The sequence below is a fragment of the Bacillus sp. FSL R9-9530 genome (genome assembly GCF_038008145.1).
Classification (GTDB): domain Bacteria; phylum Bacillota; class Bacilli; order Bacillales; family Bacillaceae_G; genus Bacillus_A; species Bacillus_A mycoides.
The window spans coordinates 4,604,127-4,626,537 of record NZ_JBBOYO010000001.1; the positions used below are offsets into that span (position 1 = coordinate 4,604,127).

Genomic DNA, 22,411 nt, shown 5'->3' on the forward strand with positions numbered 1-22,411 from the left:
AAATATATCAACGGTTTTTCGATTATATCTATCGTAGCTCAAAATATATCAACGATTCGAAAAGGAATATCGATTTACCAACTTCATAATAAAAAGAGGGTGTACCAATATTTTGGCACACCCTCTTTTTTCATAATGATTAATGAATATCACGTTTCTTAAAGTTACCGCCCTTTACTTCAGCTACGTCATAAACTGTAATAAAGGCATTAGGATCGATTTCATTAATCAGGTCCTTCATTTTACTTTCTTCTAAACGGTTAATTACACAAGAAATTTCTTTGAATTTCTCTCTTGAATAACCACCGTATACTTCGTTATACGTTGCGCTTCGGCCTAAACGATCGCGAATTGTTTCTACCATTAATTCAGGCTCTTTCGTGATGATTTTAAATGTTTTCGAACCACTTAAACCAACTTCAACGATATGAATCACTTTCGAAGCGATAAAGTAAGCAATTGCCGAAAGGATAGCCCCTTGAAGACCAAATACTGTTGAAACAAAAATAAAGACAAACATATTTAAGAATAAAATAAGGTCACTTGTTCCAAAAGGTAACTTACGAGAAAGTAATACAGCTAGCATATCGATTCCATCTAATGCGCCGCCGTTACGTAATGCTAGTCCCATACCGAAACCGATAATAATACCACCAACAACTGTAACGAGTAATGTATCACCTTCAATAATAATTGGTATTCCGTGCATGACAACGGTACCTATTGCTAATGAAGCAATCCCGATGATGGAATAAATTGCAAAACTTTTACCAATTTGTTTATATCCTAACCAAACGAAAGGAATGTTAATAACTGCGATTAGAGCTCCTAATGGCAATCCAAATAATCTTGAACTAACGATACTTAAACCAGTCACACCACCGTCTGATACGTTATTTGGAATTAATACCGATTCTAATCCGTACGCTGTGATAAATGCCCCAATAATAATCATCAAAGCTTTTGAAGCGATTTTCAGCTTATTGGGCTTACTCTTGACAATTTTCTTCATGTAATTTCCTCGTTTCAAACTAGTTTCTTATTTGTTACGTAATTCACACCTAAATTCCATTTTAACATTTAATTTGAAAAAATTCTCCTTTAATGGATGTATGCAGGGGATATTATCACCATATTACCATTAAAATATTTTTGAAATTCGTATAAGAAATCCCATCCTTTTAAAGGATGGGATTTTGTTAAGAAAGTATAAAACTAACGACTGTTAGGAATAAAGCGAAACCTAAAATAGTTCCACATATTTTCATATGGCGCTTACGCCCCATAACGACAATTGCGACATATTCGCGAATCATTGCATTAGGCCAGTAATAAAAGGCTGTTTTTGATCCTATTCCTTGGCTATTAAGGCCAGCTTGTCTTGCATATATGCCAGCACGGAAAAGATGGAAATTATTCGTTGTAAAAATACTTTTATACTTACCTTCTGGTTTTAAAGAATCCATAATTTCTTTAGAGAACGACATGTTTTGATATGTGTTTACAGAACGATTTTCTTGTACCGTATGTTCAAGCGGAATTCCTTTTTCAACAGCATAATTTTGCATCGCTTCTGCTTCCGGAAGACCTTCATCAGGCCCTTGCCCACCAGAGAAAATGATTGTTGGTGGTGTATTCACAGCGGCTTGTTTCCAATAAAAGTCGATTGCTTTATTAATGCGACTTGCAAGTAAGGGTGGCACTTTGTCATTAATTAAGCCGCTACCAAGAACGATGATGAAATCTTGATTACGTCTCGGTCTATTGAATTGGTATAGAAAATAAGCGCTTAAGAAGTTAGATAAATGTATAAAGAAATACATAGTTACAAGAGAAATAGCAGCAAAAATAAATTGAAAATGCTCTGAGAATAAACTTGCTGGATTTATGATAGGGATTAGTACACAGAATAAAATCCCTAAAGCAGCAATTAAAGTTAAAGAGTTTGTAAAGCGTCTTCCTTCACGCCTCATCAAGATTCTCGCATTAAGAAATAGTCCAAACATTAGAGCAACGATGCCAAAAGGTATCATGAAAAGTAGAGCTAACATGGGTAGAATAACGATGAAATGTAAAGTGTTACTACCAGATGCAAACGAGGCGATTGCACAAAATAATAGAAATGAACAGAAAAAGGCATTAAATAAAAAGCCATTTATTATTTTTCGTGGATCTTTTAAGTAAGAGATAAGAAAAATAATAAACAATATAAGAGGAATGATTCCGAAAAACATAAATATAGTACACCTCAATTTGTATAATGTTTTATTGCATCCTTAATATTACATGATTTTGAAGATGTTGATAAAAAAATAACGATTTCGAATTTTCTCAATAACCGATATAGTTAAATATGGTAAAATGTATTCAAAGTGATATATTAAAAGTAAAATGGTTGAAGAGGCACTCTGTGGAGTGTCTTTTTCTTTTTGGTATGTAATTATGCATATTATGTTTATTTTCAAGGGAAGAGGATTAAAATATAAGTTGTGGATACACGCTATAAAGCAGAATTTTATATTAATATTTACCTCTACTCTTTTGTACCTAACAATCTTGTAACAATTCATGATTCTGTTTTCTAGTGTGTGTTTACAAAAAGCGGGATGGGGTATATATAAACAGGGGAAAGGACGTCTTCTTGAAAGGCGTCTTTTTGTTTCTTAGTATAGATAATTTCCACTATTAACGTAGTGCAAACTATCTATACTAAACATTAGCAATCTTCCGTATAAATATTATCAATTTACTATATATTCCAGTGGTGTTAAGTTAAATATGAAAGGCTTTCTTTTTCAAAATATTACCCCTAATAAATTTTTGGAAAAGTCAACTGTCTCCAAACTTGCCATTAATGCTTAGAGAAAAAGCACTCAATTTGAGTGCTTTTTCTTATTGAAACATGCTATTTTTGTAGGCGATGTTCATAAAATAAAAGTAACGAAATGAAAGTAGGTGATAAAATGCCAGCTATTGTGGAAGGGGTTATTATTGAGAATTGTAACGGGACAATTAACTTAGGTGATAAATATAACGTACATCCAATTGAAAAAACGAAAGCTTATAATGGATCTGGATCTTCAAATACGGGACTAAATGTGAGGACATTCAGTGGTATTAGTACGGCAGATGTAACGGATAACGATGTGAATGACCAAGTAATTCAATCTACGTTATAATTTTTATATGTAAAATTGCATAAAATGATGTGCTTGCCCTGTGATACAATTTAGTTGTGAGCTGTTAGTGATTCTTCTTTATCATAGTTGTTAGATTAGAAATGTAACATCTTATCGAAAATCATACGTAAAAAAAGACACTTCAAGCGAAGTGTCTTTTTCATTTTAGTGATATCCTTTAGCAGAGTCTTTATGAATTTTATTTTTAAATATGCTGTAGCTCCAAAGCTGATATCCAATAACGATTGGTACCATGACAATTGCAACGAAGAACATAATTTTTAAGTTTAATTGACTACCAGCTGCGTTGTATAACGTTGTACTATAAGCGTCGTTAATACGAGATGGTAACATTCTTGGGAACATACCTGCAAAACCAGTTGTCATAAACATTGCGATTGTTAAGCAAACGAATGTGAATGCAAGGCCGATTTTATGTTTGTACACCATAATAAGTGTGAGTACACTCATTAACATTGCAAGTACTGGAAGAATGAATAGTACAGGATATTCCGTGAAGTTTTGGAATAAATTTGTACGATTTGCAGTTGCGACATAGAAGATAGCTAAAATGATAGCAGCTGCCATTGAAAATGGTCTTGCAATTTTATAAGCACGATCAGATACTTCGCCAGTTGTTTTAATCATAATCCAAAGGGCACCAGATACGACGAATATAGCAGTGAAGAAAAGACCACCTAAGATACCATAATGGTTTAGTAAGCTAAGTAAAGTTCCTTCATAACCATCTTTTCCGATTTGCAGCCCGTAATACAGGTTAGCGAATGTAACACCGAATAAGAAGGCGATTAGGAAACTACCAATTGTAAACGCCCATTTACAAGTTTTTTGCCAAATTGGTGAATCGTCTTTATGCATAAATTCAAGTCCAGCGGCACGAGCAAATAGTGCAAGTAATACTAAAAATAGTGGTGTATATAGGTAGCTAAACATATTTGCATATGTGACTGGAAAGGCAGCAAATGTTGCGCCACCAGCTGTAATTAACCATACTTCATTACCACCCCAGAACGGGCCGATAGCTTCTTGTAATTGATTTCGTTCTTGTCGGTCTTTCGCAACGAATGGGAAAATCATTCCGTTACCGAGTGCGTAGCCATCAAGAATGAAGTAAACTGTCCAAATTACGCCCCATAAACCGAACCAGATAATTGCAAGCATATCATGAGACATGAGCTGTACCTCCTTCAGTAGCAGGTTCTTCTAATGCAGCGGGTCCTTTTTTCGCGAACTTCAGCATTAAGTATACGTCTGCAATTAAGAGTAAAGTGTAGAACAATATTAAACTAATTAATGAGAACCAAATTTGTGGAACTGATATAGGTGACACGGATTCTGCTGTACGCATTAGTTTATAAACTGTCCACGGTTGACGACCTACTTCAGCGACAATCCAGCCAGCGTTAATTGCGATATATGGAAGTAAAACAGACCACATTGTAATTTTTAAATAACGTTTTGAGTTTTCTAGTTTTCCTTTTCGGTTTAAATAGAAACCGTACCAAGTTAATGCCATAAAGAACATGCCAAGTGCAACCATTAAGCGGAAGCTATAGTACACGAGGTTAACATTTGGACGTTCATCTTTCGGGATATCTTTTAAACCAACAATTTCGCCATCAAATGAGTTTGTATAGAAGAAGCTTCCGAGCTTTGGAATAGTAAGGAATTCAAAGTTCTTTTCATTTTTTACATCAGGAATTTGAATGATTGAGAAACCTTGTCCTTTTCCAGTGTCCCAAACAGCTTCCATTGCAGCTCCTTTTGCTGGTTGATATTTAGCAGCTGATACACCAGATTGATGGCCCATAAATGGTGTAATTGTTGCAGCGAATAAACCTAACATTAAACCAAACTTAAATGATTTTTTGAAGAATTCAACTTCGTTTTTACGTAATAAATGATATGCACTAATTGCCATAACGAAGAAAGCACCGACAATATAACAACCAATTACAGTATGGAAGAACATATTCCATGCATATGGATTTGTAACAAGAGCCCAGAAATCATTTAATTCAGCGCGGCCGTTACGTACGACGTAGCCAACTGGGTTTTGCATAAAGCCGTTTGCTGTAATAATCCAAAGGGCAGAAATATTTGTTCCAAGTGCAACCATCCACATACAGAAAGCACGGAACTTTGGTGAGATTTTGTCTTTACCGAATAACCATATTCCCATGAAAGTAGATTCTAAGAAGAAGGCAACGAGTGCTTCGATTGCGAGAGGTGATCCAAAAATATCTCCCATATATTTGGAGTACTCAGACCAGTTTGTTCCAAATTGGAATTCCATCGTAATCCCAGTTATAATCCCCATTACGAAGTTAATTGTAAAAAGTTTTCCCCAGAAATTTGCCATTTTGCGGTATGTTGGATTCAATGTGCGGGCGTATTGAGTTTCCATACATGCTACTAAAATAACAAGTCCGATTGTCAAAGGTACAAATAAAAAGTGATAAAAAATAGTAATTGCAAATTGAAAACGACTTAGTAACAGAACGTCGGACATAATAAATATTCACTCCTTTTTTACATTATCTACAATCAGTTTATAGTGAAAAAACGTTTAAAGTATGTGAGACTTGTTACAAAGGTGTGTGTATATTTTGAAAGAATTATGTCGATTATCTAAAAAAATCCTATTTTTACTATAAAGCAATATCCTTTTTGAGTTTTTCAAATTTTGGTACACTATATATGTAGTGTAAATGAGAGAAAAGAGGGTTCTTTACTATGAAGTCATTAGAAGAGATTTTACAATACAATGAAAAATTTGTTGAAGAGAAAAAATACGAAGAGTATGAAACAGGGAAATTTCCAAACAAAAAGATGGTAATTATCTCTTGTATGGATACTCGTCTTGTTGAATTATTACCGAAAGCAATGAATATGCGTAACGGTGATGTGAAAATTATTAAAGTAGCAGGCGCTGTTATTTCACATCCATTCGGAAGTATTATGCGTAGTATTTTAGTCGCTGTATATGAGCTTGGAGCTGACGAAGTATGTGTTGTCGGTCATCATGATTGTGGTATGGCAAAAATTCAAGCAAGCAGTACAATTGAAAAAATGAAAGAGCGCGGCGTAACAGAAGAGAAATTAGATACACTTCGTTATTCTGGAATCGATTTAGAAAGATTCTTACAAGGGTTCTCTAGTGTAGAAGAAAGTGTAGAACATAGTGTGTCAATACTTCGCAACCATCCGTTACTTCCGGAAGAAGTACCTGTTCACGGTCTTGTTATAGATCCTGACACAGGAAAATTAGATTTAGTTGTAAATGGTTACGAAAATTAAGAATTTACTTTGTCATCCTTTTTATCTGGGACAGGATCAAATCCTCCTGGATGGAAAGGGTGACATTTTAATATACGCTTACATGTAAGCCAAAATCCTTTGAAGGCACCGTGTTTTTGAAACGCTTCTAATCCATAATGAGAGCAAGTCGGATGAAAGCGGCACGTTGGCGGTGTCATCGGAGAAATGAACTTTTGATAAAAGCGTATAATACCGATAAAAATCTGTTTCATAATGGTCCCCTTTTCAGCATAGTCTTAAAGTATTATAGCACGACAGTACATAATTCTTTACTAATGTCGATTTCCGTTATATCATATTGGATATAACGGAATTAAATTAAAAGCGGGAGAGATGTTGTATGCCATCAGTAGAAAGCTTTGAATTAGACCATACGATTGTAAAGGCGCCTTATGTAAGACATTGCGGAGTCCACAATGTAGGTAGTGACGGTATTGTAAATAAATTTGATATTCGTTTCTGCCAACCGAATAAACAAGCAATGAAACCAGATGTTATTCATACGTTAGAACATTTATTAGCATTTAATTTACGTAAATATATTGATCGTTATCCGCATTTTGATATTATCGATATTTCACCAATGGGCTGCCAAACAGGATATTATCTTGTAGTAAGCGGAACACCAACGGTTCGAGAAATTATTGATTTATTAGAACTAACATTAAAAGATGCGGTTCAAATTACAGAAATTCCAGCTGCAAATGAAACACAATGTGGCCAAGCGAAGCTTCACGACTTAGAAGGAGCACAACGCTTAATGAACTTCTGGCTAAGCCAAGATAAAGATGAACTTGAGAAAGTGTTTGGATAAAGTGATACTTTAATCAGTGGGTGAGAGTCTTATTGCCTACAAATAAAAAAACTGCCTGTGAAAGGGCAGTTTTTTTATTTGTAGAAATGTATGTTATGAAGAGTATTGACTTTAACGTATACGTCAAAGTTTATAGTAGGGATAAATAAAGTAAGTAAAGGGAGGAAATGATGGATAAGTATAGCATTGGCGAAATTTCAAAAGAAACGAATGTAACGACGAGAACACTTAGATATTATGAGGAAATTGGATTGATAAGACCGTCTTATGTTGCTGATTCAGGATATCGTTACTATTCAAAAGATGATGTAATTACATTGCAGCAAATCACAACTTTTAAAAAGCTTGGTTTTAAGCTTTCAGAAATAAAAGAAGTATTAAAAGAAGAAAAGGGGATTTCAGAAGAAGGAAGATGGAAAAATGCGATTCAAAATGAAATTCAAACAATACAAGGGGAAGTAAAAAGATTACAGGATTTAGAAAAGCTACTATATACAACATTTCATTCCATTGAATTAACAGGAGAGCTTAGAACAGAAGATTTAATGTTATTTATAAAATCAGTACAGGGAATTGATCAGAGGGAGAAATTTTGGAAAAGATATTTTAATGAGGAAGAGCAGCAGATTATTCAGGGCTTACCAACATTTGAAGAAAACGATAAAAGAACGAAAGAGTGGCTGCAAGTATTAAGAGAAATTCGCGAGCGTATAAATGAACCAGTAGATTCACCAGAAGTTCAACAATTGGCGGAGAAAGTAGTGGCTTTTTCCATGCATATATTTCAAGAAGATGAACAATTAATAAATAAGTATTGGGAATTAATTAGACCTGAAGAGGGGGAGATTGCAAAAGTATATGGACTTGATTCGGAAACAATGAAGTATATAGATGAAATGGTAGATTATTATTTGAAAAAGGAGGAAGATAAATGACAGCTATGCAAAAAGAGAAGCTATATGGAAAGGAGCACGCGCGATTAGAGCGGCAATACTTTTATAAACATGTGGGCATTTTCATTCTTGCGCAGCTTTTATTTATTTTTCTAATAGGGCTTGTACCAGCTCAAGAGTTACCAAGTGGATCTTATATTCTTCATATGAAAGAATGGATTTTGAATAAACAAATAGGCTTTTATAAAAATGCAACTGTTAATACCATTATCAGTGTTTGGACATCGGTGCTCATTATTCATTTTATTTGGGCGATGTCGTATATCTTTTTTCCGAAAAAGAAACGTAGTTCGCTAAAGCAAGAAACACGACAAGAGGTAAAAGAAGAAGTGAAAAAGAAAAAGGAGATTAGTACAAATAGGGCGTGGCTGTATTTAGTATTTGGAGGCTTAATTGAAATATATTGGGCAACAGGATTAAAAACAAATTCGATGAGCATTTTGACACTTATTGCAATTTTAGTTAGTTTTCATCTATTAATTGAAGCAACTAAAAGAATCCCAATTGGAACGGCATATGCAGTATTTACTGGAATTGGGACAGTGGGAACGATAGTAGTAGATATTTTATATTTTAAAGAGCCATTTTCGTTTGTTAAAATTTTCCTTGTTTGTTTATTAGCACTATTTATTATCGGATTGAAATTTAGTGGCGACAAGGAAGAGGTGAAATAAAATGGCGTGGATGTATTTAATTATAGCTGGGCTTTTTGAAATTGTCGGTGTAATTGGGATAAAGAAAGTAACAAAAGATAATAATTGGACGAATAATATTATTTTAATAGGTGGATTTATTATTAGTTTTCAATTTTTAACGATGGCGCTCCAAGAAATTCAGTTATCAATTGCATATGCAGTTTGGACTGGAATTGGGACGCTCGGTGCAGCGGTTGTCGGTATTTTATTTTTTAAAGAGCCGAAAAATGCTTTTCGGATTATTTGTATCGTTGGAATTATGGGGACGATTATTGGATTGAAAGTAGTGAGTTAAAGAAGAGCAAAATCTGCTCTTCTTTTTTATGAAAGTAGACTAGACACCCCAACATATAAAATAAAGGCAGAACCGAGAAAATAAACAAATGCTTTTGCTTTTTGCCGCTCTTTTATTTCATCAATTCCAAAAAGGATAAACATAATACTTAAAAGGATAAATACGAATGGTAAAAGCATAGAGAAGTTTGAAAAGAGGCTAAATAGGGCGAGAATAAGAGCGATAGTCGCTATTATAATTCGAATGTTTTTTAACATGAAATCCTCCTTTAGAAGAACAGTATAAATGGAATGACAAAAATAATGGTAAACATACTTAAACCGATGCTAATAGCTCCAATTTGCTTTTACTGCTTTTGAATCATCTCAATGCCTACTAAAATGCCATACAAATGGTAGGTGAAAAGATTTGAAAGTTCATTGTAAATGTACTGTATAAACATAGAATCAAAGTAATAAAAACGATGATTAGTTGTATTTGTTTTATGTGCATTTTAGCCCCTTTTAAGTAGAAAGAGTTAGTTACCTGGAGATAATAATTATAATAGCGACGATTAAAGTAAATACGCCAGAAAAGAAGGAGAGTGTACTATGTACTTTCTTTCCTTTCTGTTTTTCTTCTGCGCTCATGATGAAAGTCATAATAGATAAGGCAATAAGCATATAGGGCATCGTAACAAGCGGGTTTGTAGATATTCCATATAGAGCGAGAGAGATGACAATAAGAGCGGATATGATGCGAAATGTTTTTAGCATACTACCACCTATCTTCTTGTAGTTTTAAATTAGCCTTCAATGTAATAACAGTTCGTAGTTGGTATTTAAAGTTTCATTCTACATGTAACGAAGGTAGTTCGATATTACAATGAAGAGCATAAGAATAGAAACGAAAAAATGCGAGATACCCATTGATTTTCTTCCGGATTTCAGTTCATTAATTCCTAGAAGAATAAAGAAACAACTGAGAGCAAATTGCATGTATGGGAGAAGTGTGAAATTATCGGTAGCAAGAGAATAAGTGCAAAGAGAGATTGTGAGAAGCATGAAAAAATAGCGTATTCCAGTTAGCATCGAATTCCTCCTTTAAAGAGACCATTTATCGAAATATTTCTGAGAAGCCAAGAAATAAAGCAACAGCCCCTGCTAACAGAGCAAGTATGCTACCACCTTTTTGCTGTTTTAAGATTTCCTCTATACTAATAATGAAAGCCATCCCCCCTAAAAAGATGAACATATAAGGCATGATTTCCCTATTACCAGTAAAAAAGCTATAGATTGCTATAGATAAAGCAATAAGTGATAAAGTAATCCGTAATCCTTTCAGCATAAAAGACCCTCCTCTATTTTATGTATGTAATGATGAGAACAATCCAAGAGAATGCTCCAGCAACAATGCAAATAAATCCGGTTCCTGAATCCTTCTTTTTTATTTGCTCAATTGCGATGAGAAACATTAAAGCTCCTAATAGAAATTGTGAAAGTGGTAGAAAGTTATTTTGACCTGTATAGAGCCCAATTGCCGACATAATTATCACAGTGAGTGCGAGTGCGATGCGAAGTATACGAAGCATACTATGATTCCTCCTTATTATTTTTCGAGTAAGGGTTATCTTCGGGCTTATCAACAGAATGTTTATATGCGTAGCCTTTATTAATCGTCATAACGGAGAGTACTAATATGATCAGTACGATTATAATGCCGATAATTAATATTTTGAGCATGAAATCCCTCCTTTTCTTTATTTTACATAATTTTGTAATTGATGAAAACAATAGAAATTAAAAGGATGAAAGAAGGGTGTTACATGGAGAATAAAAAAACATATTATATATCAGTTGGAAATGGTCAAATTTCGCAAGTGAAGACGGCGGATACGTATAATTTTGAAATTTATGCAAATGACGAAGAGATTACGGAGTTAAGAGAGTATTTTGATCAAGCGTATGAAGAGGACTTAGGTTCGTATGTACGCTCTCACGTTCCATTCGTTGAGTATCATCACGATTCGAATAATGATCGATATGATGAACAACTACAAAAGGCATATAAAATGATTTATGATCTAGGGAATCATGAAACGAAAGAATTAGTCGCACAAATGGGAATAATCAATGGATTGTAATTGGATAATATTATGCAGAAAAGCGAGAATATGCTACAATTTGTGGTAGGAAAAACTTGTAATCATCAATAGGGGAGTAATGGCATGTACAAATTTAAAGATTATTACCACAACACTGTACAATTATCGTTTGAACGTTACCCATTTTCTCCTGAGCCAAAGCATGTTTGGGTTGTATGCCGGTACGGGGATCAATGGTTATTAACGCATCATTTACGCCGTGGTCTTGAATTTCCAGGTGGTAAAGTAGAACTCGGGGAAACACCGGAAGAAGCGGCAGTTCGAGAAGTTCATGAGGAAACCGGCGGCATAGTTTCTGATTTAACTTACTTAGGGCAATACAAAGTATCCGGAAAAGACAAAATAATCATTAAAAACATTTATTTTGCAACAATTAGTGCGGTAGAGCAACATACGCATTACGAAGAAACGAAAGGGTCTGTTTTATTAAAAGACATTCCTGATAATATTAAAACTGATAGAAAATTTAGCTTTATTATGCGCGATGATGTATTAGCGCGTACGATGAAACATATAGAAGAAATCGGCTGTTTTACGAAGTAAAGTGGCCGGTTTCTTTTTTTGATTAAATACCCAAAAAAGGTGTGAATATATCTTTACTTTTAGGGAGGCATTTTGGAATGAAAGTATCCACTTACTATTGTCACTTTTTGTCGGTAAATCGATATATTTCAAAAATCGCTGATATATTTGGAGTTGCGGTCGATATATTCGAAAAATCGCTGATATAATTTATTTACTATTGTATTGTTTTTACCTCCACCTCTAAAAATGAAAGAACCTCCAACAAATCATCCACCACACGTGAATGTTCAAAGTCACCCCAAAATGAATCTCTCTTCCAAACGCCAAGAATCCCTACTTGTTCAGAACCAAGCACATCATTTTCTGGATGGTCTCCAACGTAAAGGCATTCTTCTGCTTTTACGTTTAGCTTTTGCAAAGCTCGTTCGAAAATCTCAGGATGTGGTTTTTTAATTCCTTCTGCTTCTGAAATAAAAATTGTGTTTGTATACGTATGTATGTTTAGTGCTCGGAGGTTGTTCATTTGAAAATCAGTAAAGCCGTTTGTAATAATACCAATTTTAATGTTTCGCTGTTTTAATTGTTGAAGTAATTCATGCATATTTTGGAAAGGAATACAATGATGTTGGAAGTTTGTAATGTAGTCGTGTAGCAGTTGCTCTTGCGTTAAAGTGGTAATGTTGTATTCGCAAAGGAGAGTGGAATATACCTTATCTTTCCACGTGTAACCATTATTGTCGAGTTCGAGAAAACGAGAGCAATACTCGAATTTTTCTATGTTTATCAAATGAAAGGCGAAGCGATTATATTGATCGCGAATAAATTGCTCTAGAGATTGGCGACGATCTAATAGTGTTCCATCTAAGTCAAATAAGATTGCTCGAATCATGGGAAACCTCCATACAGCTTTTATAATTAATTATCGCATATTCATTAAAAAATGATTATGATATTTTTGTAGAATGGAATAATGGAGGTGCGTATGAAGAAACTGTATGGCAAGTTAATGTGTTTTATGATTTCAACGGGCTTAGTAGCTGGATGTGATATGTCGGAGCAAACTTCGAAAAGAGAGAAAAAAGATGTGTGCGAAACGACAGAAGAATGCACAAAAATAGGTGATAAAACACTTCAAAAAGTATATAAAAAGATAGATGGACTTTCAGAACTTGAAGTACTAGAGGATTATGATTTAGAAGGACATTCAAGTAACGATATGAAAGAAGCAGAAATGAAAAAAAAGGATGATGAAAATTATTTCTTTTTAGCTTCTTATTATATCGATGGTGATGAAATTGTAGATCCTTATTTCGATAAACTAGATCGCAAACGATTGAATAAGGCTTTTGCGGAGGATAAGGACGCGAAAGAAGAAGTATTAAAGCAACGTCAAGATAGGGATTATCATGAATCGTTATGGGAGATGTATAGCACGCTTATTCCTGCTAAGTATCGCACTGACATAAAAGAGTTTGATATGGTAACAGATGGATACGATGGAATTGTGGCTCATGTTATGCCGAGTATGGAGTATCCGAAAGAGTGGACCATTAGTTTAGATACGCTTGATTCTGCAGTAAATATCGATCAAGTGATGAAAACATTAATACATGAGACGGCTCACGTATTAACGCTGGGACATAAACAAATACCAGTAAATGAAAAGTACTTAAAGGCTTTTGAAGAAGATAAAGATATTTCATCATACCAAAATAAATGTAAATCTCTTTTCTTACAAGAAGGATGTGCGAAGGAGAGCTCTTATATAAATCAATTTTATAATTCTTTCTGGAAACCAATTGACCAGGAGTGGACAGAAAAGAAAGTGGAAGAAAGCGAAGAAGCTCAAATTGAATTTTTTAAGGAAAAGCATGGTGAGTTTGTTTCACTGTATGGGACGACAAATGTGGCAGAGGATATTGCGGATACATTTACAGCGTTTATTTTACAAGATTCAAAAAAGGTGAAAGAAGGAACAGAATTAAAATATAAAAAAATTATCTTCTTCTATCAATTCCCCGAGCTTGTAAAAATGAGAGCGGAAGTGTTAGCGGGATTATATGATGTTTCGAAAACGATAGAACAACCAAGTGGACACTAATGCGAATTATGTGTTCGATATATTTTAGCCAAGGGAAAACGTGAAGAATTATAGTTCTTTGCGTTTCTTTATGTTGATAAAATTGAAAATTCTGTCTTTTTTTAAAAAAGAAGAAGGAACTGAATCATTAAAATAGAATTAGTATAAAAACGTCACAAATTAGACACAATTATAATGCGCATAGTATAGGGGCTATAAGTTTACTCTCGAGGAGGTAATGAAACGTATGAAAACGATTCTTGCTGTTGCTGGTCTCATTTGGGTAATGTCTCACGGTTTTCCGATTTTTGAAGGAGAGCAAATTCGTAGTGCATTAAATAAAGAGTTTAATGATTATCATATTATTGATCGAAAAGATAATGTCGTTACGGTGCGTGTGAAAGATTGTTTCCATACAGTTACGGTTGCTAATGGGAATATTGCAGACGATTCGAAAATGTGTGATAAAAGGTAAGAGAAAGAAGCTGACTCTAGCATATCGCTCTAAGTCAGCTTTTTTTTCGTTTTCCAATAAGGAGTTTTTCAAATGCCTCGACAAATACATACATAAGAGTTGCGAGGACGCAAGTGAGCATTACACTGAGCAAGACGAGTGTGAAGTTAAAGACTTGGAATCCATAGCTAATTAAATAGCCAAGTCCTTGTTTAGAAACGAGGAGTTCCCCGAAAATAACACCGACCCATGATAAGCCAACATTTACTTTTAACGTTGAAATAATTGCAGGGAAAGATGAAGGGAGAATAACGTGCTTATAGCATTGCCATTTATTTGCGCCGAATGTGTCCATGACCTTAATATAGTTGGAATCGACTTCTTGAAATGCGCTGTAAATAACGAGAATGGTAATGATGATAGAGATGATTACCCCCATTGCGATAGAGGATGAAATATTTGGACCGAAAATAACAATGATGATTGGACCGAGTGCGACTTTTGGCATTGCATTTAGGACGACGAGATAAGGATCAAGTACGCGGGCCAAAAGTGGCATCCACCAAAGGAGAGTAGCAATAATAGCTCCAAGTACAGTTCCGAGAATAAAACCCACTCCTGTTTCAAGTAATGTCGTCCATATGTGGACCCAAAGTGAACCGTCAATCCATTTCGTTAAAAAGAGATCCCAAATACTTGAAGGAGAACTAAAGAGTAAAGGATCAATCCATTCTTTTTTACTAGCTATTTCCCATAGTGCAAAGAAAAGAACAAGAAGTACAAGCTGTAAAGAGCGAGCTAACCATGCATGTTGTCTTTCTTTTTTTCGAAACTGTTCATGTAGTTGTTTTATATTATCCAAGTCGTTCCAGCTCCTTCCATATTTCTTGGAAGAGGGATGGGAAGTCATGGTGGTGGCGTGCTTCTAACGGCGATAAGGAACGGATACTTTCTGGGACGATGAATGTTTTTGCGATTTTTCCAGGGTTTGCCTGCAGTAAATAAATACGATCACTCATCGCAATTGCTTCTTCAATATCATGTGTCACAAGTAGGGATGTTTTCTTATAGTTACGTAGTAATGTGAAGACGAGATCTTCTAGTTTTAATTTTGTTTGATAATCAAGAGCGGAAAATGGTTCATCTAACAATAAAATTTTTGGGTCGGTCGCTAATGTTCGAACGAGTGCAGCACGTTGGCGCATACCACCGGATAGTTCACGAGGGTATTGCTGTTCTATATCATATAGGCCGACTTGTTTTAAAAGCTTTAATGTATGTTCTTTCGTATTTTCATCATAAACCTTCCGAATATGAAGTCCGAGCATAATATTTTCTTCAATTGTTTTCCAAGGAAACAAGTAATCTTGCTGGAGCATATAGCCCATAGAGGGGGTCTTAGTTGTAATCGGTTCACCATCTAAAAATACGATACCTTCAATTGGATCAAGTAGCCCTGCGATGATGGAGAGGAGCGTTGTTTTTCCGCAACCACTTGGACCAAGGATTGAAATAAATTCGCCTTCGTCTACTTGCAAACTCATATCTTCAAGAATAAGTTTGGCATTTTCTTTTGCAAAAAAGCAGTGAGAAACGTTACGTATTTGTAAAAAGCTCATACACTTCGCCTCTATTTCTTAATAACGCTTTCGGCAATTTTTGTATTGACGAGCGCTTCATGTGGAACTTCTTTTTGTAATTCACCAGATTCTTTCATAATCGTTTGGAGTTGTTTCCATTCTGCATCATCTAATAATGGATTTGTCGCATATGAATGTTGTTTTTTGTAGCGTTCAATTACTTTTACTGAAATGTCTTTTGAAGTGTCTTTAAATAGTGGTGAAACGGCATCGGCAATCTCTTCTGGACTATGTGTATCAACCCATTGCTGCGCTTTATATAGTGCGCGCGTGAATTTTTCTGCAGCAGCTTTATCTTTCTTTAAGAAACTTTCTTTTGCCATAAACGTTGTATAAGGGACAGTACCAGATTCAGCTCCGAAAGACGCGACGATATAACCTTTTCCTTCTTTTTCAAGTATACTTGCAGTCGGTTCAAAGAGCTGTACAAATTCTCCTGTACCAGATGCAAAGGCATTTGCAATATTAGCAAACTCGATATTTTGAATTAAGTTCGTATCTTTGCGAGGGTCAATGCCATTTTTCTTTAAAACGTATTCACCAACCATTTGCGGCATGCCGCCTTTACGCTGTCCTAAAAACGTAACGCCTTTTACGTCGTTCCAATTAAAAGAGTCTAATTTTTTACGGGAAACTAAAAATGTGCCATCTGTTTGTGTAAGCTGCGCAAAATTAATGACAGGATCTTTTGCTCCTTGTTGATGAACATAAATAGACGTTTCTGAACCAACGAGAGCAATATCAATTCCGCCAGATAAAAGGGCGGTCATCGTTTTATCTCCGCCAGCTGTTGTTTGTAAGTCAATATTTAAGCCTTCATCTTTAAAAAATCCTTTTTCAATCCCAACATATAATGGTGCGTAGAAAAGAGAGTGTGTAACTTCGCCAACGCGAATTTTTTGAGCTTGTTCTTTCGTACTTTCCTTTGTACTACTACAAGCAGCGAATGTGAAAACAGCTAATAACATGATGCAAAAAACGGTTATTAATTTTTTCACTATATGACACCTCCTAGAAGTCAATCTACAAGCATAATATGTAGGTAAGTGCCCATATGTGAGTATAGATAGCAGGAATTTTTCGGGTAATAAAGAAGTACAAATATAAGGGGTGATAAAATGGATTACGAATACGATGATAGCGTACATTTACATCTTGATTATTTCGGAACTGAATGTGATATGGAATCGATTGCTTATAAGAGGAAGCATGAAGACGTGTGGGATGTGTATTTTAATTTTGGAGTATACGGTCTTCAGAAAGAGGAGATAGAGACAGGTCGGTTTATGGACGAATATGCTGGTTATTACGTTTTTTCTGTACATGCTCGTGATTTGAGCTGGGAGTTTGGAAGTGCTCAGTTTGAGGAATGGGTTTTGAAGAACCATATAGTAGAAAGAACGCTTCAAAAATAGGGAGGAATTTTGTGTTTGAATTTCTCATCTTATTGCTTATTTGTGTAATTGGAATTTACATCATGCAAGTGCTCACTTACCGATTCGCAAAGAAAAATATTCATAAATATAAGGAAATGAAATGGATTCATATGTGGCTAGACATGACTATGAAAAAGGGTCCGAGATTAGATTTGTTTGATTTTGTACTTATAGTAATCGTAAGTATCATATGGAAAATATGGATGCTTCCTCTTGTATAGTAAACATGCTAATCATCGTATCCTAATAAATAACGAAAAGAACCTGTCATATGACAGGTTCTTTTCTATTTGTAGCATGTAGTGTTACATGGAAAATCCAATGTATACGACAAATTACGACAAAGGGGTTTATACATATTTGTTATTCTATTAAAGGTCATTATTTGTAATGTATATATAGGAGGATTTTTTAATGTTAAAGAAATTATTATTATTTTTGCTTATGAGCTTATGTGTAGTGGTTTTAACAGCTTGTAAAGATGAAGAGGAAAAGCTGAAAGCATCGGAAGAACAGAAAATAGATGAGAAGAAAGTTGAAGAAGATAAGAAGGGAGAAGAGCAGCAAAAAGCAGAGGAAGAAAAACGTAAGCAAGAAGAGCAGCAAAAAGCAGAGGAAGAAAAACGTAAGCAAGAAGAGCAGCAAAGAGTAGAAGAAGAAAAACGTAAGCAAGAAGAGCAGCAAAGAGTAGAAGAAGAAAAACGTAAGCAAGAAGAGCAACAGAAGATTCAGCAACAGCAGTCGGCGCAACAAGAGAGAACACAGAAACAAGAAAAAACAACAGAAGCAACAGGTGGTAAACCGACAAGATCACAAATTTCGGTTGGTTCACATGTAGTTATTCAATTGGATAAAGATTATAGTAAAACAGTGAGTGGTGTTGTGAAAGATATTTTAACAAATACAGAAACACATACGTACGGAATTAAAGTTCGATTACAAGATGGACAAATTGGCCGTGTTCAAAGTGTTGGATAAATAAAAAAGAGGTCGTCCATCTTTGGACGACCTCTTTTTTATTATGCTTGGTTAGTGCGGAAAAATGGAAGCTTCTGCACAGCGTAAACTAACCCATATGCAAGAATTAAGCACATAAGAGGGTTAATGAAAAATCCGTAGCGATTAATCGCTAAGAATAAGTTTGAGAAGATGATGTAAATAACAGAACTTGCTACTAGCATCATAACGCGCTTATGCTTAAATGAATTTAGCATGAAACAGAAACTGCTCAAGAATGTGCCTATGATGAAGACTCTATGACACATTTGCATAAATTTATGAATATGGTATTGGTCTACAGCAGGAGCTGTTTTGAATAATTCAATTGTTTTACCAACAGTGAACCACGAGAACCAATATGTGAAGTCCGTTTTAAATCCATTTTTGATTAAATCTTTTGCGTATGCATTTTTATCCTCTAAGCCCTGGGCTTTCATTTGGTTAACTACATTTTCATAGCCAATTTTGTTAAATGGATCTGCACCGGCAATTAATGGGTCCGCACCTTGGGTTGAGAATAAAATAAATTGATTGAACGCTAAATAGTTACGAACAACCCAGGCACCGATAATCAAGAACGGGCCAATGAGCCATAATAATCCAATTCGAATTGAGTCTTTAAATCCATATGTGAACAAGACGACAAGAACAGGAATGAGCATCATTGGAGCTGGATTTGGACGGAACATAAGTAAAATGGAAACGACAATTCCGAACCATATATGGAATTTTGCTTTATTGTATTTCCATGCGAGAACAAATACATACACGCTTAACGATAATAAGAATATTGAAGGAACTTCTGTTAGTAATGTACGGAAGTATGTATAGTTACTTGGATACATAGCATATAAAATACTTGCGACAATTCCATAAATATTCTTTTCAAATAACTCTTTCCCTATTAAGAATACTAATAACACTGTGCCGAGGTTCAGTATCATATTAATAACAGTTGCCACGTAATAGTAAGGAAGTGATGTAACATCAGAAATAATCATAGCGCCAGCTAATAATAGCGGCTGACCTGGTGTGATGTATGCATTTTTTCCAGGAACTTCACTAGGCTCCAAATAAACATATCCGAAGACACCGTGTTTTAGTAACTGTTCAGCTGTTAACGAATAGTTGAACGCATCATTTGCACCATATGTTACTTTGACTACCTCTCCATTTAATCCTGGTTGTTTTACTAGACAAAAAACGTGCAACAGGAAAGAAAGCGCCAAAATTACATATACCGCTTTAGGCAAATTTTTAAACTTATTTAACAAAAATGAGCAGCTCCTTTTTTATTAATTCTTTCTTATTTTCATGATAAAACCATATTAGTATTAAGGTTTTCCAAAACATAGTTATTATATCATAAAGTGGAATGAAGGAATTTAGTTTTTTAAGAATGGATAGTTGGTATTCCAAAATTAAACTGTTGATTAAGGGAGAATTAAGAAACTACAGTTATAGTAGAATCCAGTGTGGAGACGAAATGCATGAAGTATGTTATCTTAATAGAAACTGTTTTTACGGTGCGGGGTGAAATTAATAAACAGAAAAGAGGGAGTGAATTGAGGGATAATTATTCATTTCATCAGCCAAGAAGAAGTATATTAATTTCGGCGGTTTTAAGTGGTTTAGTAACCTTATATGTTGTACCCACACTTTTCTTGATTTTAAAATATTTTAGTTTAGATGCGATGAAAGATATGTTAAATCAAAAAATTGTTTTAAGTATAATGACAATTTTGATGTGGGTTGCACTACTATATGTTGTGTATTTAAATAAAGGTATAGTTAATAAATTTAAACCGATTATTCGGATTTATATTAGAATGTTTTTAGTAGCGCATGTGGTTACTTTGCTTTTTATTTTCACGCAAAATAATATGAATCTCGTAAATACACTGAATTGGATTTACAATTGTAACGCACAGTTTATATTTAGTTTAATTGTAATTTATGCGATATATGTTTTGGTGTATAACGTGCTTGGGAAAGTTTTTTTGAGTACTATTTTGGCAAGCATTTTGCTAATCATTTTGGTTATTGTAAATCACTTCAAAATTGTTTTTAGGGGAGACCCACTATATCCTTCTGATTTTACACAGATTGGACATATGCAATCTGTTATACCAATGGTGATGGATTATTTTAGTTGGGGTTATATTCTTCTCGTTATTGTAAGTGTTGTTGTCTGTATTTTGGCGGGTATGTATGTGAGGAAGTATATTCAAAATGTAAAAGTTCATGCAGGCGTACGAGTTCTATTTATAATAGGATCCATTTTTATTTTATATGTGTATGGTAATTTTACGAATACGTTTATGAATAAATGGTTTCAAAAGTCAGGTATAGAGTTCATTTTGTGGAATCAAAATGAAAATTATGCTTCAAATGGTTTTGTGCTAGGATTTATAAGTAATTTAGATACGACAGTCATTGAAAAGCCGAAAGATTATTCAAAAGAAAATATGCTTCAAATAGCAAACGATATAAAGAAACAATATAGTAGCAATATAGGGGCGCAGAAGCAAAAAGAGAAACCGAATATTATTTTTGTAATGAGTGAATCGTTTTGGGATCCAACGAAGTTAACGAACCTGTCCTTTAGTGAAGATCCTTTACCTAATTTGCATCATTATATAGAAAGTTTTCCTGGTGGACAAACTATTTCTCCTGCATTTGGAGGAAATACTGCGAACGTTGAATTTGAGGTATTAACGAGTTATTCAATGAGTTTGTTAAAACCAGGATCTATACCGTATCAGCAAGTTGTTACAAATAAGAAAGAAATTCCATCAATTCCTCGAGCTTTGAAAAAAGAAGGGTATTATACAAGTGCAATTCATTCGTTCGGTCGCTCATTCTTTAAACGGGATGATGTATATAAAGTGTTAGGGTTTGATAAGTTTAATGCACAAGATACGATGGAAAATGTAGAAGTTGATGGAGATTATATTAGCGATTTATCTATGAGTAAAGAGATAATAGCTGAATTAGAGAAGCAAAAGAAACCTACGTTTGTTCATGCAGTTACGATGCAAAATCATTTTCCATTTACAGAAGGAAGATTTGGTGAAAATCAAATAGAGATTAGTGGATTAGAAAATGAAGAGTCGAAGGCTGAATTAGAGACTTATACAGAAGGGTTAAGACGTTCAGATGAAGCTCTTCAATATTTAATAGAGGAGCTAGATAATTTAGATAGACCTACATTATTAGTATTCTTTGGGGACCATCTCCCATCACTAGGAACAAATAAATCTCTTTATAAAGAGACTGGTTATATAACAAATGAAAAAACGCCAAGTGAACGATTAGCGATGGCGCAAACGCCGTTATTAATGTATGCAAATTTTGATATGCCAAATGACAATTTAGGTTTAGTAAGTCCAATCTATTTTTCAAATCTTGTCTTTGATTATGCTGGATTAAATAAGGTACCATTCTATCAATTTTTATCGAAGTTATATGGAGAAATTCCCGTACTTCGTGATGAATTGAAGATAGGAAAAGACGGAGAAGCAATAAAAAGTTTAACAGAAAAACAAAAAGAAATGTTAAAGCAATATGAGTTTATTCAATATGACTTACTCATCGGAAAGCAATATAGTAAGGATATATTATTTAAATAGGCGACAAAAAAGAACTTGTATACGATACAAGTTCTTTTTTCATAGTATTTAACGGGATAATCAGACAAGCTAGGTTTAGGGAGTATTACTTGTACATTTAGTATAAATTAAAATAGGGTCGTTTTAATAATTGATTTGTGAGAAGTGTGTGAATTTTTCATCTAGTATATAATTGGACAATTTGTTTAATTTTAATAGAATCAGTTCCAGATCTATTATTAGTT

Annotated in this window: 29 protein-coding genes and 1 pseudogene; 14 read left to right on the top strand and 16 right to left on the bottom strand. The window is 34.4% G+C overall.

Annotated features, from left to right (window positions below):
- Positions 1-139: 139 nt before the first annotated feature.
- Positions 140-1,012: a YitT family protein gene (locus MKX66_RS23235; RefSeq protein WP_012261882.1), complete on the bottom strand. Its 873-nt coding sequence runs from the start codon at positions 1,010-1,012 to the stop codon at positions 140-142.
- Between the two features lie 187 nt (positions 1,013-1,199).
- The gene (locus tag MKX66_RS23240) at positions 1,200-2,234 is read right to left on the bottom strand and encodes a YdcF family protein (RefSeq protein ID WP_215590280.1); all 1,035 of its coding nucleotides are present in this window, start codon (positions 2,232-2,234) and stop codon (positions 1,200-1,202) included.
- Positions 2,235-2,945: 711 nt separating this feature from the next.
- Here MKX66_RS23240 and MKX66_RS23245 point away from each other — a divergent pair.
- A complete protein-coding gene (locus tag MKX66_RS23245; RefSeq protein ID WP_286676699.1) occupies positions 2,946-3,179 on the top strand; it encodes a spore germination protein in 234 nt (77 codons plus the stop codon).
- Positions 3,180-3,344: 165 nt separating this feature from the next.
- Here the strand turns inward: MKX66_RS23245 and cydB are convergent, their stop codons facing one another.
- Together cydB and cydA are read right to left on the bottom strand one after the other, a co-directional pair.
- On the bottom strand, positions 3,345-4,373 hold the full coding sequence (cydB, locus tag MKX66_RS23250; protein WP_002129586.1) for a cytochrome d ubiquinol oxidase subunit II: 1,029 nt from the start codon (positions 4,371-4,373) through the stop codon (positions 3,345-3,347).
- Complete coding sequence (gene cydA, locus MKX66_RS23255; RefSeq protein WP_012261878.1) at positions 4,363-5,712, bottom strand: cytochrome ubiquinol oxidase subunit I; 1,350 nt, start codon at positions 5,710-5,712, stop codon at positions 4,363-4,365. The genes cydB and cydA overlap by 11 nt, the downstream gene beginning before the upstream one ends.
- Before the next feature lie 224 nt (positions 5,713-5,936).
- Between cydA and MKX66_RS23260 the strand changes: the two genes are divergently transcribed.
- A complete protein-coding gene (locus MKX66_RS23260) occupies positions 5,937-6,500 on the top strand; it encodes a beta-class carbonic anhydrase (RefSeq protein ID WP_002089163.1) in 564 nt (187 codons plus the stop codon).
- Here MKX66_RS23260 and yidD read toward each other — a convergent pair.
- Positions 6,497-6,733, bottom strand: coding sequence for a membrane protein insertion efficiency factor YidD (yidD, locus tag MKX66_RS23265; RefSeq protein WP_002112460.1), 237 nt, complete (start codon positions 6,731-6,733; stop codon positions 6,497-6,499). The genes MKX66_RS23260 and yidD overlap by 4 nt on opposite strands.
- Positions 6,734-6,861: 128 nt before the next feature.
- On the opposite strand from yidD, the gene luxS reads away from it, so the two are divergent.
- From luxS to MKX66_RS23285, 4 genes are all read left to right on the top strand, one after another.
- On the top strand, positions 6,862-7,335 hold the full coding sequence (gene luxS / locus MKX66_RS23270; protein ID WP_001141371.1) for an S-ribosylhomocysteine lyase LuxS: 474 nt from the start codon (positions 6,862-6,864) through the stop codon (positions 7,333-7,335).
- A 170-nt stretch (positions 7,336-7,505) separates the two neighbouring features.
- Complete coding sequence (locus MKX66_RS23275; RefSeq protein ID WP_341087212.1) at positions 7,506-8,270, top strand: MerR family transcriptional regulator; 765 nt, start codon at positions 7,506-7,508, stop codon at positions 8,268-8,270.
- Positions 8,267-8,962, top strand: a complete 696-nt coding sequence (locus MKX66_RS23280) for a DMT family transporter (protein ID WP_341087213.1) — start codon at positions 8,267-8,269, stop codon at positions 8,960-8,962. The genes MKX66_RS23275 and MKX66_RS23280 overlap by 4 nt, the downstream gene beginning before the upstream one ends.
- A gap of 1 nt (position 8,963) precedes the next feature.
- Entirely contained in the window at positions 8,964-9,278 is a 315-nt protein-coding gene (locus MKX66_RS23285; protein WP_137076407.1) for a DMT family transporter, read from the top strand.
- A gap of 26 nt (positions 9,279-9,304) precedes the next feature.
- Here MKX66_RS23285 and MKX66_RS23290 read toward each other — a convergent pair whose 3' ends face one another.
- From MKX66_RS23290 to ytzI, 6 genes and pseudogenes are all read right to left on the bottom strand, one after another.
- Positions 9,305-9,535, bottom strand: coding sequence for a YczI family protein (locus tag MKX66_RS23290; protein ID WP_002129579.1), 231 nt, complete (start codon positions 9,533-9,535; stop codon positions 9,305-9,307).
- Between the two features lie 11 nt (positions 9,536-9,546).
- A pseudogene (locus MKX66_RS23295) lies at positions 9,547-9,770 on the bottom strand (hypothetical protein).
- Positions 9,771-9,799: 29 nt separating this feature from the next.
- Entirely contained in the window at positions 9,800-10,033 is a 234-nt protein-coding gene (locus tag MKX66_RS23300; protein ID WP_002129577.1) for a hypothetical protein, read from the bottom strand.
- 340 nt (positions 10,034-10,373) lie between these two features.
- A complete protein-coding gene (locus MKX66_RS23305) occupies positions 10,374-10,604 on the bottom strand; it encodes a DUF3953 domain-containing protein (protein WP_002089156.1) in 231 nt (76 codons plus the stop codon).
- A 13-nt stretch (positions 10,605-10,617) separates the two neighbouring features.
- Positions 10,618-10,848 (bottom strand): YczI family protein, encoded by a 231-nt coding sequence (locus MKX66_RS23310; protein WP_012261874.1) that lies wholly within the window; start codon positions 10,846-10,848, stop codon positions 10,618-10,620.
- 1 nt (position 10,849) lies between these two features.
- Positions 10,850-10,999, bottom strand: coding sequence for a YtzI protein (gene ytzI, locus MKX66_RS23315; RefSeq protein WP_012261873.1), 150 nt, complete (start codon positions 10,997-10,999; stop codon positions 10,850-10,852).
- 83 nt (positions 11,000-11,082) lie between these two features.
- Between ytzI and MKX66_RS23320 the strand changes: the two genes are divergently transcribed.
- Together MKX66_RS23320 and mutTA are read left to right on the top strand one after the other, a co-directional pair.
- Positions 11,083-11,400, top strand: a complete 318-nt coding sequence (locus MKX66_RS23320; RefSeq protein ID WP_002089150.1) for a hypothetical protein — start codon at positions 11,083-11,085, stop codon at positions 11,398-11,400.
- Positions 11,401-11,484: 84 nt separating this feature from the next.
- Positions 11,485-11,964: an antimutator 8-oxo-(dGTP/GTP)ase gene (mutTA, locus tag MKX66_RS23325; protein WP_002015736.1), complete on the top strand. Its 480-nt coding sequence runs from the start codon at positions 11,485-11,487 to the stop codon at positions 11,962-11,964.
- Between the two features lie 196 nt (positions 11,965-12,160).
- Here mutTA and MKX66_RS23330 read toward each other — a convergent pair whose 3' ends face one another.
- The gene (locus MKX66_RS23330) at positions 12,161-12,835 is read right to left on the bottom strand and encodes an HAD family hydrolase (RefSeq protein ID WP_215590277.1); all 675 of its coding nucleotides are present in this window, start codon (positions 12,833-12,835) and stop codon (positions 12,161-12,163) included.
- Positions 12,836-12,928: 93 nt separating this feature from the next.
- Between MKX66_RS23330 and MKX66_RS23335 the strand changes: the two genes are divergently transcribed.
- Both MKX66_RS23335 and MKX66_RS23340 read left to right on the top strand, forming a co-directional pair.
- Entirely contained in the window at positions 12,929-14,047 is a 1,119-nt protein-coding gene (locus MKX66_RS23335) for a recombinase family protein (RefSeq protein ID WP_215590276.1), read from the top strand.
- A 226-nt stretch (positions 14,048-14,273) separates the two neighbouring features.
- On the top strand, positions 14,274-14,501 hold the full coding sequence (locus MKX66_RS23340; protein ID WP_002129567.1) for a hypothetical protein: 228 nt from the start codon (positions 14,274-14,276) through the stop codon (positions 14,499-14,501).
- Between the two features lie 34 nt (positions 14,502-14,535).
- Here the strand turns inward: MKX66_RS23340 and MKX66_RS23345 are convergent, their stop codons facing one another.
- Genes MKX66_RS23345 through MKX66_RS23355 form a run of 3 tightly spaced genes read right to left on the bottom strand, consistent with a single transcriptional unit; the run spans position 14,536 to position 17,118 of the window.
- A complete protein-coding gene (locus MKX66_RS23345; protein WP_088032176.1) occupies positions 14,536-15,342 on the bottom strand; it encodes an ABC transporter permease in 807 nt (268 codons plus the stop codon).
- Positions 15,335-16,099, bottom strand: coding sequence for an ABC transporter ATP-binding protein (locus tag MKX66_RS23350; protein WP_016102906.1), 765 nt, complete (start codon positions 16,097-16,099; stop codon positions 15,335-15,337). The genes MKX66_RS23345 and MKX66_RS23350 overlap by 8 nt, the downstream gene beginning before the upstream one ends.
- 11 nt (positions 16,100-16,110) lie before the next feature.
- The gene (locus MKX66_RS23355; RefSeq protein WP_016102907.1) at positions 16,111-17,118 is read right to left on the bottom strand and encodes an ABC transporter substrate-binding protein; all 1,008 of its coding nucleotides are present in this window, start codon (positions 17,116-17,118) and stop codon (positions 16,111-16,113) included.
- Between the two features lie 120 nt (positions 17,119-17,238).
- On the opposite strand from MKX66_RS23355, the gene MKX66_RS23360 reads away from it, so the two are divergent.
- From MKX66_RS23360 to MKX66_RS23370, 3 genes are all read left to right on the top strand, one after another.
- The gene (locus MKX66_RS23360; RefSeq protein ID WP_002034469.1) at positions 17,239-17,535 is read left to right on the top strand and encodes a DUF3986 family protein; all 297 of its coding nucleotides are present in this window, start codon (positions 17,239-17,241) and stop codon (positions 17,533-17,535) included.
- A gap of 11 nt (positions 17,536-17,546) precedes the next feature.
- Positions 17,547-17,777, top strand: coding sequence for a hypothetical protein (locus tag MKX66_RS23365; RefSeq protein WP_002034470.1), 231 nt, complete (start codon positions 17,547-17,549; stop codon positions 17,775-17,777).
- Between the two features lie 193 nt (positions 17,778-17,970).
- Positions 17,971-18,534, top strand: a complete 564-nt coding sequence (locus MKX66_RS23370) for a YwbE family protein (RefSeq protein WP_341087216.1) — start codon at positions 17,971-17,973, stop codon at positions 18,532-18,534.
- A gap of 41 nt (positions 18,535-18,575) precedes the next feature.
- On the opposite strand, the gene MKX66_RS23375 is transcribed toward MKX66_RS23370, so the two are convergent.
- Positions 18,576-19,829, bottom strand: a complete 1,254-nt coding sequence (locus tag MKX66_RS23375; protein ID WP_088293086.1) for a glycosyltransferase family 39 protein — start codon at positions 19,827-19,829, stop codon at positions 18,576-18,578.
- A 291-nt stretch (positions 19,830-20,120) separates the two neighbouring features.
- Here MKX66_RS23375 and MKX66_RS23380 point away from each other — a divergent pair, with 291 nt between their 5' ends.
- The gene (locus MKX66_RS23380) at positions 20,121-22,187 is read left to right on the top strand and encodes an LTA synthase family protein (RefSeq protein ID WP_215591322.1); all 2,067 of its coding nucleotides are present in this window, start codon (positions 20,121-20,123) and stop codon (positions 22,185-22,187) included.
- Positions 22,188-22,411 lie beyond the last annotated feature (224 nt).

Bases quoted from the DNA above. Each gene is read 5' to 3' on its own strand.
- MKX66_RS23310 (WP_012261874.1), bottom strand. From the start codon at position 10,848: ATGCTTCGTATACTTCGCATCGCACTCGCACTCACTGTGATAATTATG.
- MKX66_RS23245 (WP_286676699.1), top strand. From the start codon at position 2,946: ATGAAAGTAGGTGATAAAATGCCAGCTATTGTGGAAGGGGTTATTATT.
- MKX66_RS23300 (WP_002129577.1), bottom strand. From the start codon at position 10,033: ATGCTAAAAACATTTCGCATCATATCCGCTCTTATTGTCATCTCTCTC.
- cydB (WP_002129586.1), bottom strand. From the start codon at position 4,373: ATGTCTCATGATATGCTTGCAATTATCTGGTTCGGTTTATGGGGCGTA.
- yidD (WP_002112460.1), bottom strand. From the start codon at position 6,733: ATGAAACAGATTTTTATCGGTATTATACGCTTTTATCAAAAGTTCATT.
- MKX66_RS23360 (WP_002034469.1), top strand. From the start codon at position 17,239: ATGGATTACGAATACGATGATAGCGTACATTTACATCTTGATTATTTC.
- cydA (WP_012261878.1), bottom strand. From the start codon at position 5,712: ATGTCCGACGTTCTGTTACTAAGTCGTTTTCAATTTGCAATTACTATT.
- MKX66_RS23240 (WP_215590280.1), bottom strand. From the start codon at position 2,234: ATGTTTTTCGGAATCATTCCTCTTATATTGTTTATTATTTTTCTTATC.
- MKX66_RS23275 (WP_341087212.1), top strand. From the start codon at position 7,506: ATGGATAAGTATAGCATTGGCGAAATTTCAAAAGAAACGAATGTAACG.
- MKX66_RS23305 (WP_002089156.1), bottom strand. From the start codon at position 10,604: ATGCTGAAAGGATTACGGATTACTTTATCACTTATTGCTTTATCTATA.
- mutTA (WP_002015736.1), top strand. From the start codon at position 11,485: ATGTACAAATTTAAAGATTATTACCACAACACTGTACAATTATCGTTT.
- MKX66_RS23340 (WP_002129567.1), top strand. From the start codon at position 14,274: ATGAAAACGATTCTTGCTGTTGCTGGTCTCATTTGGGTAATGTCTCAC.
- MKX66_RS23335 (WP_215590276.1), top strand. From the start codon at position 12,929: ATGAAGAAACTGTATGGCAAGTTAATGTGTTTTATGATTTCAACGGGC.
- MKX66_RS23260 (WP_002089163.1), top strand. From the start codon at position 5,937: ATGAAGTCATTAGAAGAGATTTTACAATACAATGAAAAATTTGTTGAA.
- ytzI (WP_012261873.1), bottom strand. From the start codon at position 10,999: ATGCTCAAAATATTAATTATCGGCATTATAATCGTACTGATCATATTA.
- MKX66_RS23320 (WP_002089150.1), top strand. From the start codon at position 11,083: ATGGAGAATAAAAAAACATATTATATATCAGTTGGAAATGGTCAAATT.
- MKX66_RS23370 (WP_341087216.1), top strand. From the start codon at position 17,971: ATGTTAAAGAAATTATTATTATTTTTGCTTATGAGCTTATGTGTAGTG.
- MKX66_RS23280 (WP_341087213.1), top strand. From the start codon at position 8,267: ATGACAGCTATGCAAAAAGAGAAGCTATATGGAAAGGAGCACGCGCGA.
- MKX66_RS23330 (WP_215590277.1), bottom strand. From the start codon at position 12,835: ATGATTCGAGCAATCTTATTTGACTTAGATGGAACACTATTAGATCGT.
- luxS (WP_001141371.1), top strand. From the start codon at position 6,862: ATGCCATCAGTAGAAAGCTTTGAATTAGACCATACGATTGTAAAGGCG.
- MKX66_RS23235 (WP_012261882.1), bottom strand. From the start codon at position 1,012: ATGAAGAAAATTGTCAAGAGTAAGCCCAATAAGCTGAAAATCGCTTCA.
- MKX66_RS23350 (WP_016102906.1), bottom strand. From the start codon at position 16,099: ATGAGCTTTTTACAAATACGTAACGTTTCTCACTGCTTTTTTGCAAAA.
- MKX66_RS23285 (WP_137076407.1), top strand. From the start codon at position 8,964: ATGGCGTGGATGTATTTAATTATAGCTGGGCTTTTTGAAATTGTCGGT.
- MKX66_RS23290 (WP_002129579.1), bottom strand. From the start codon at position 9,535: ATGTTAAAAAACATTCGAATTATAATAGCGACTATCGCTCTTATTCTC.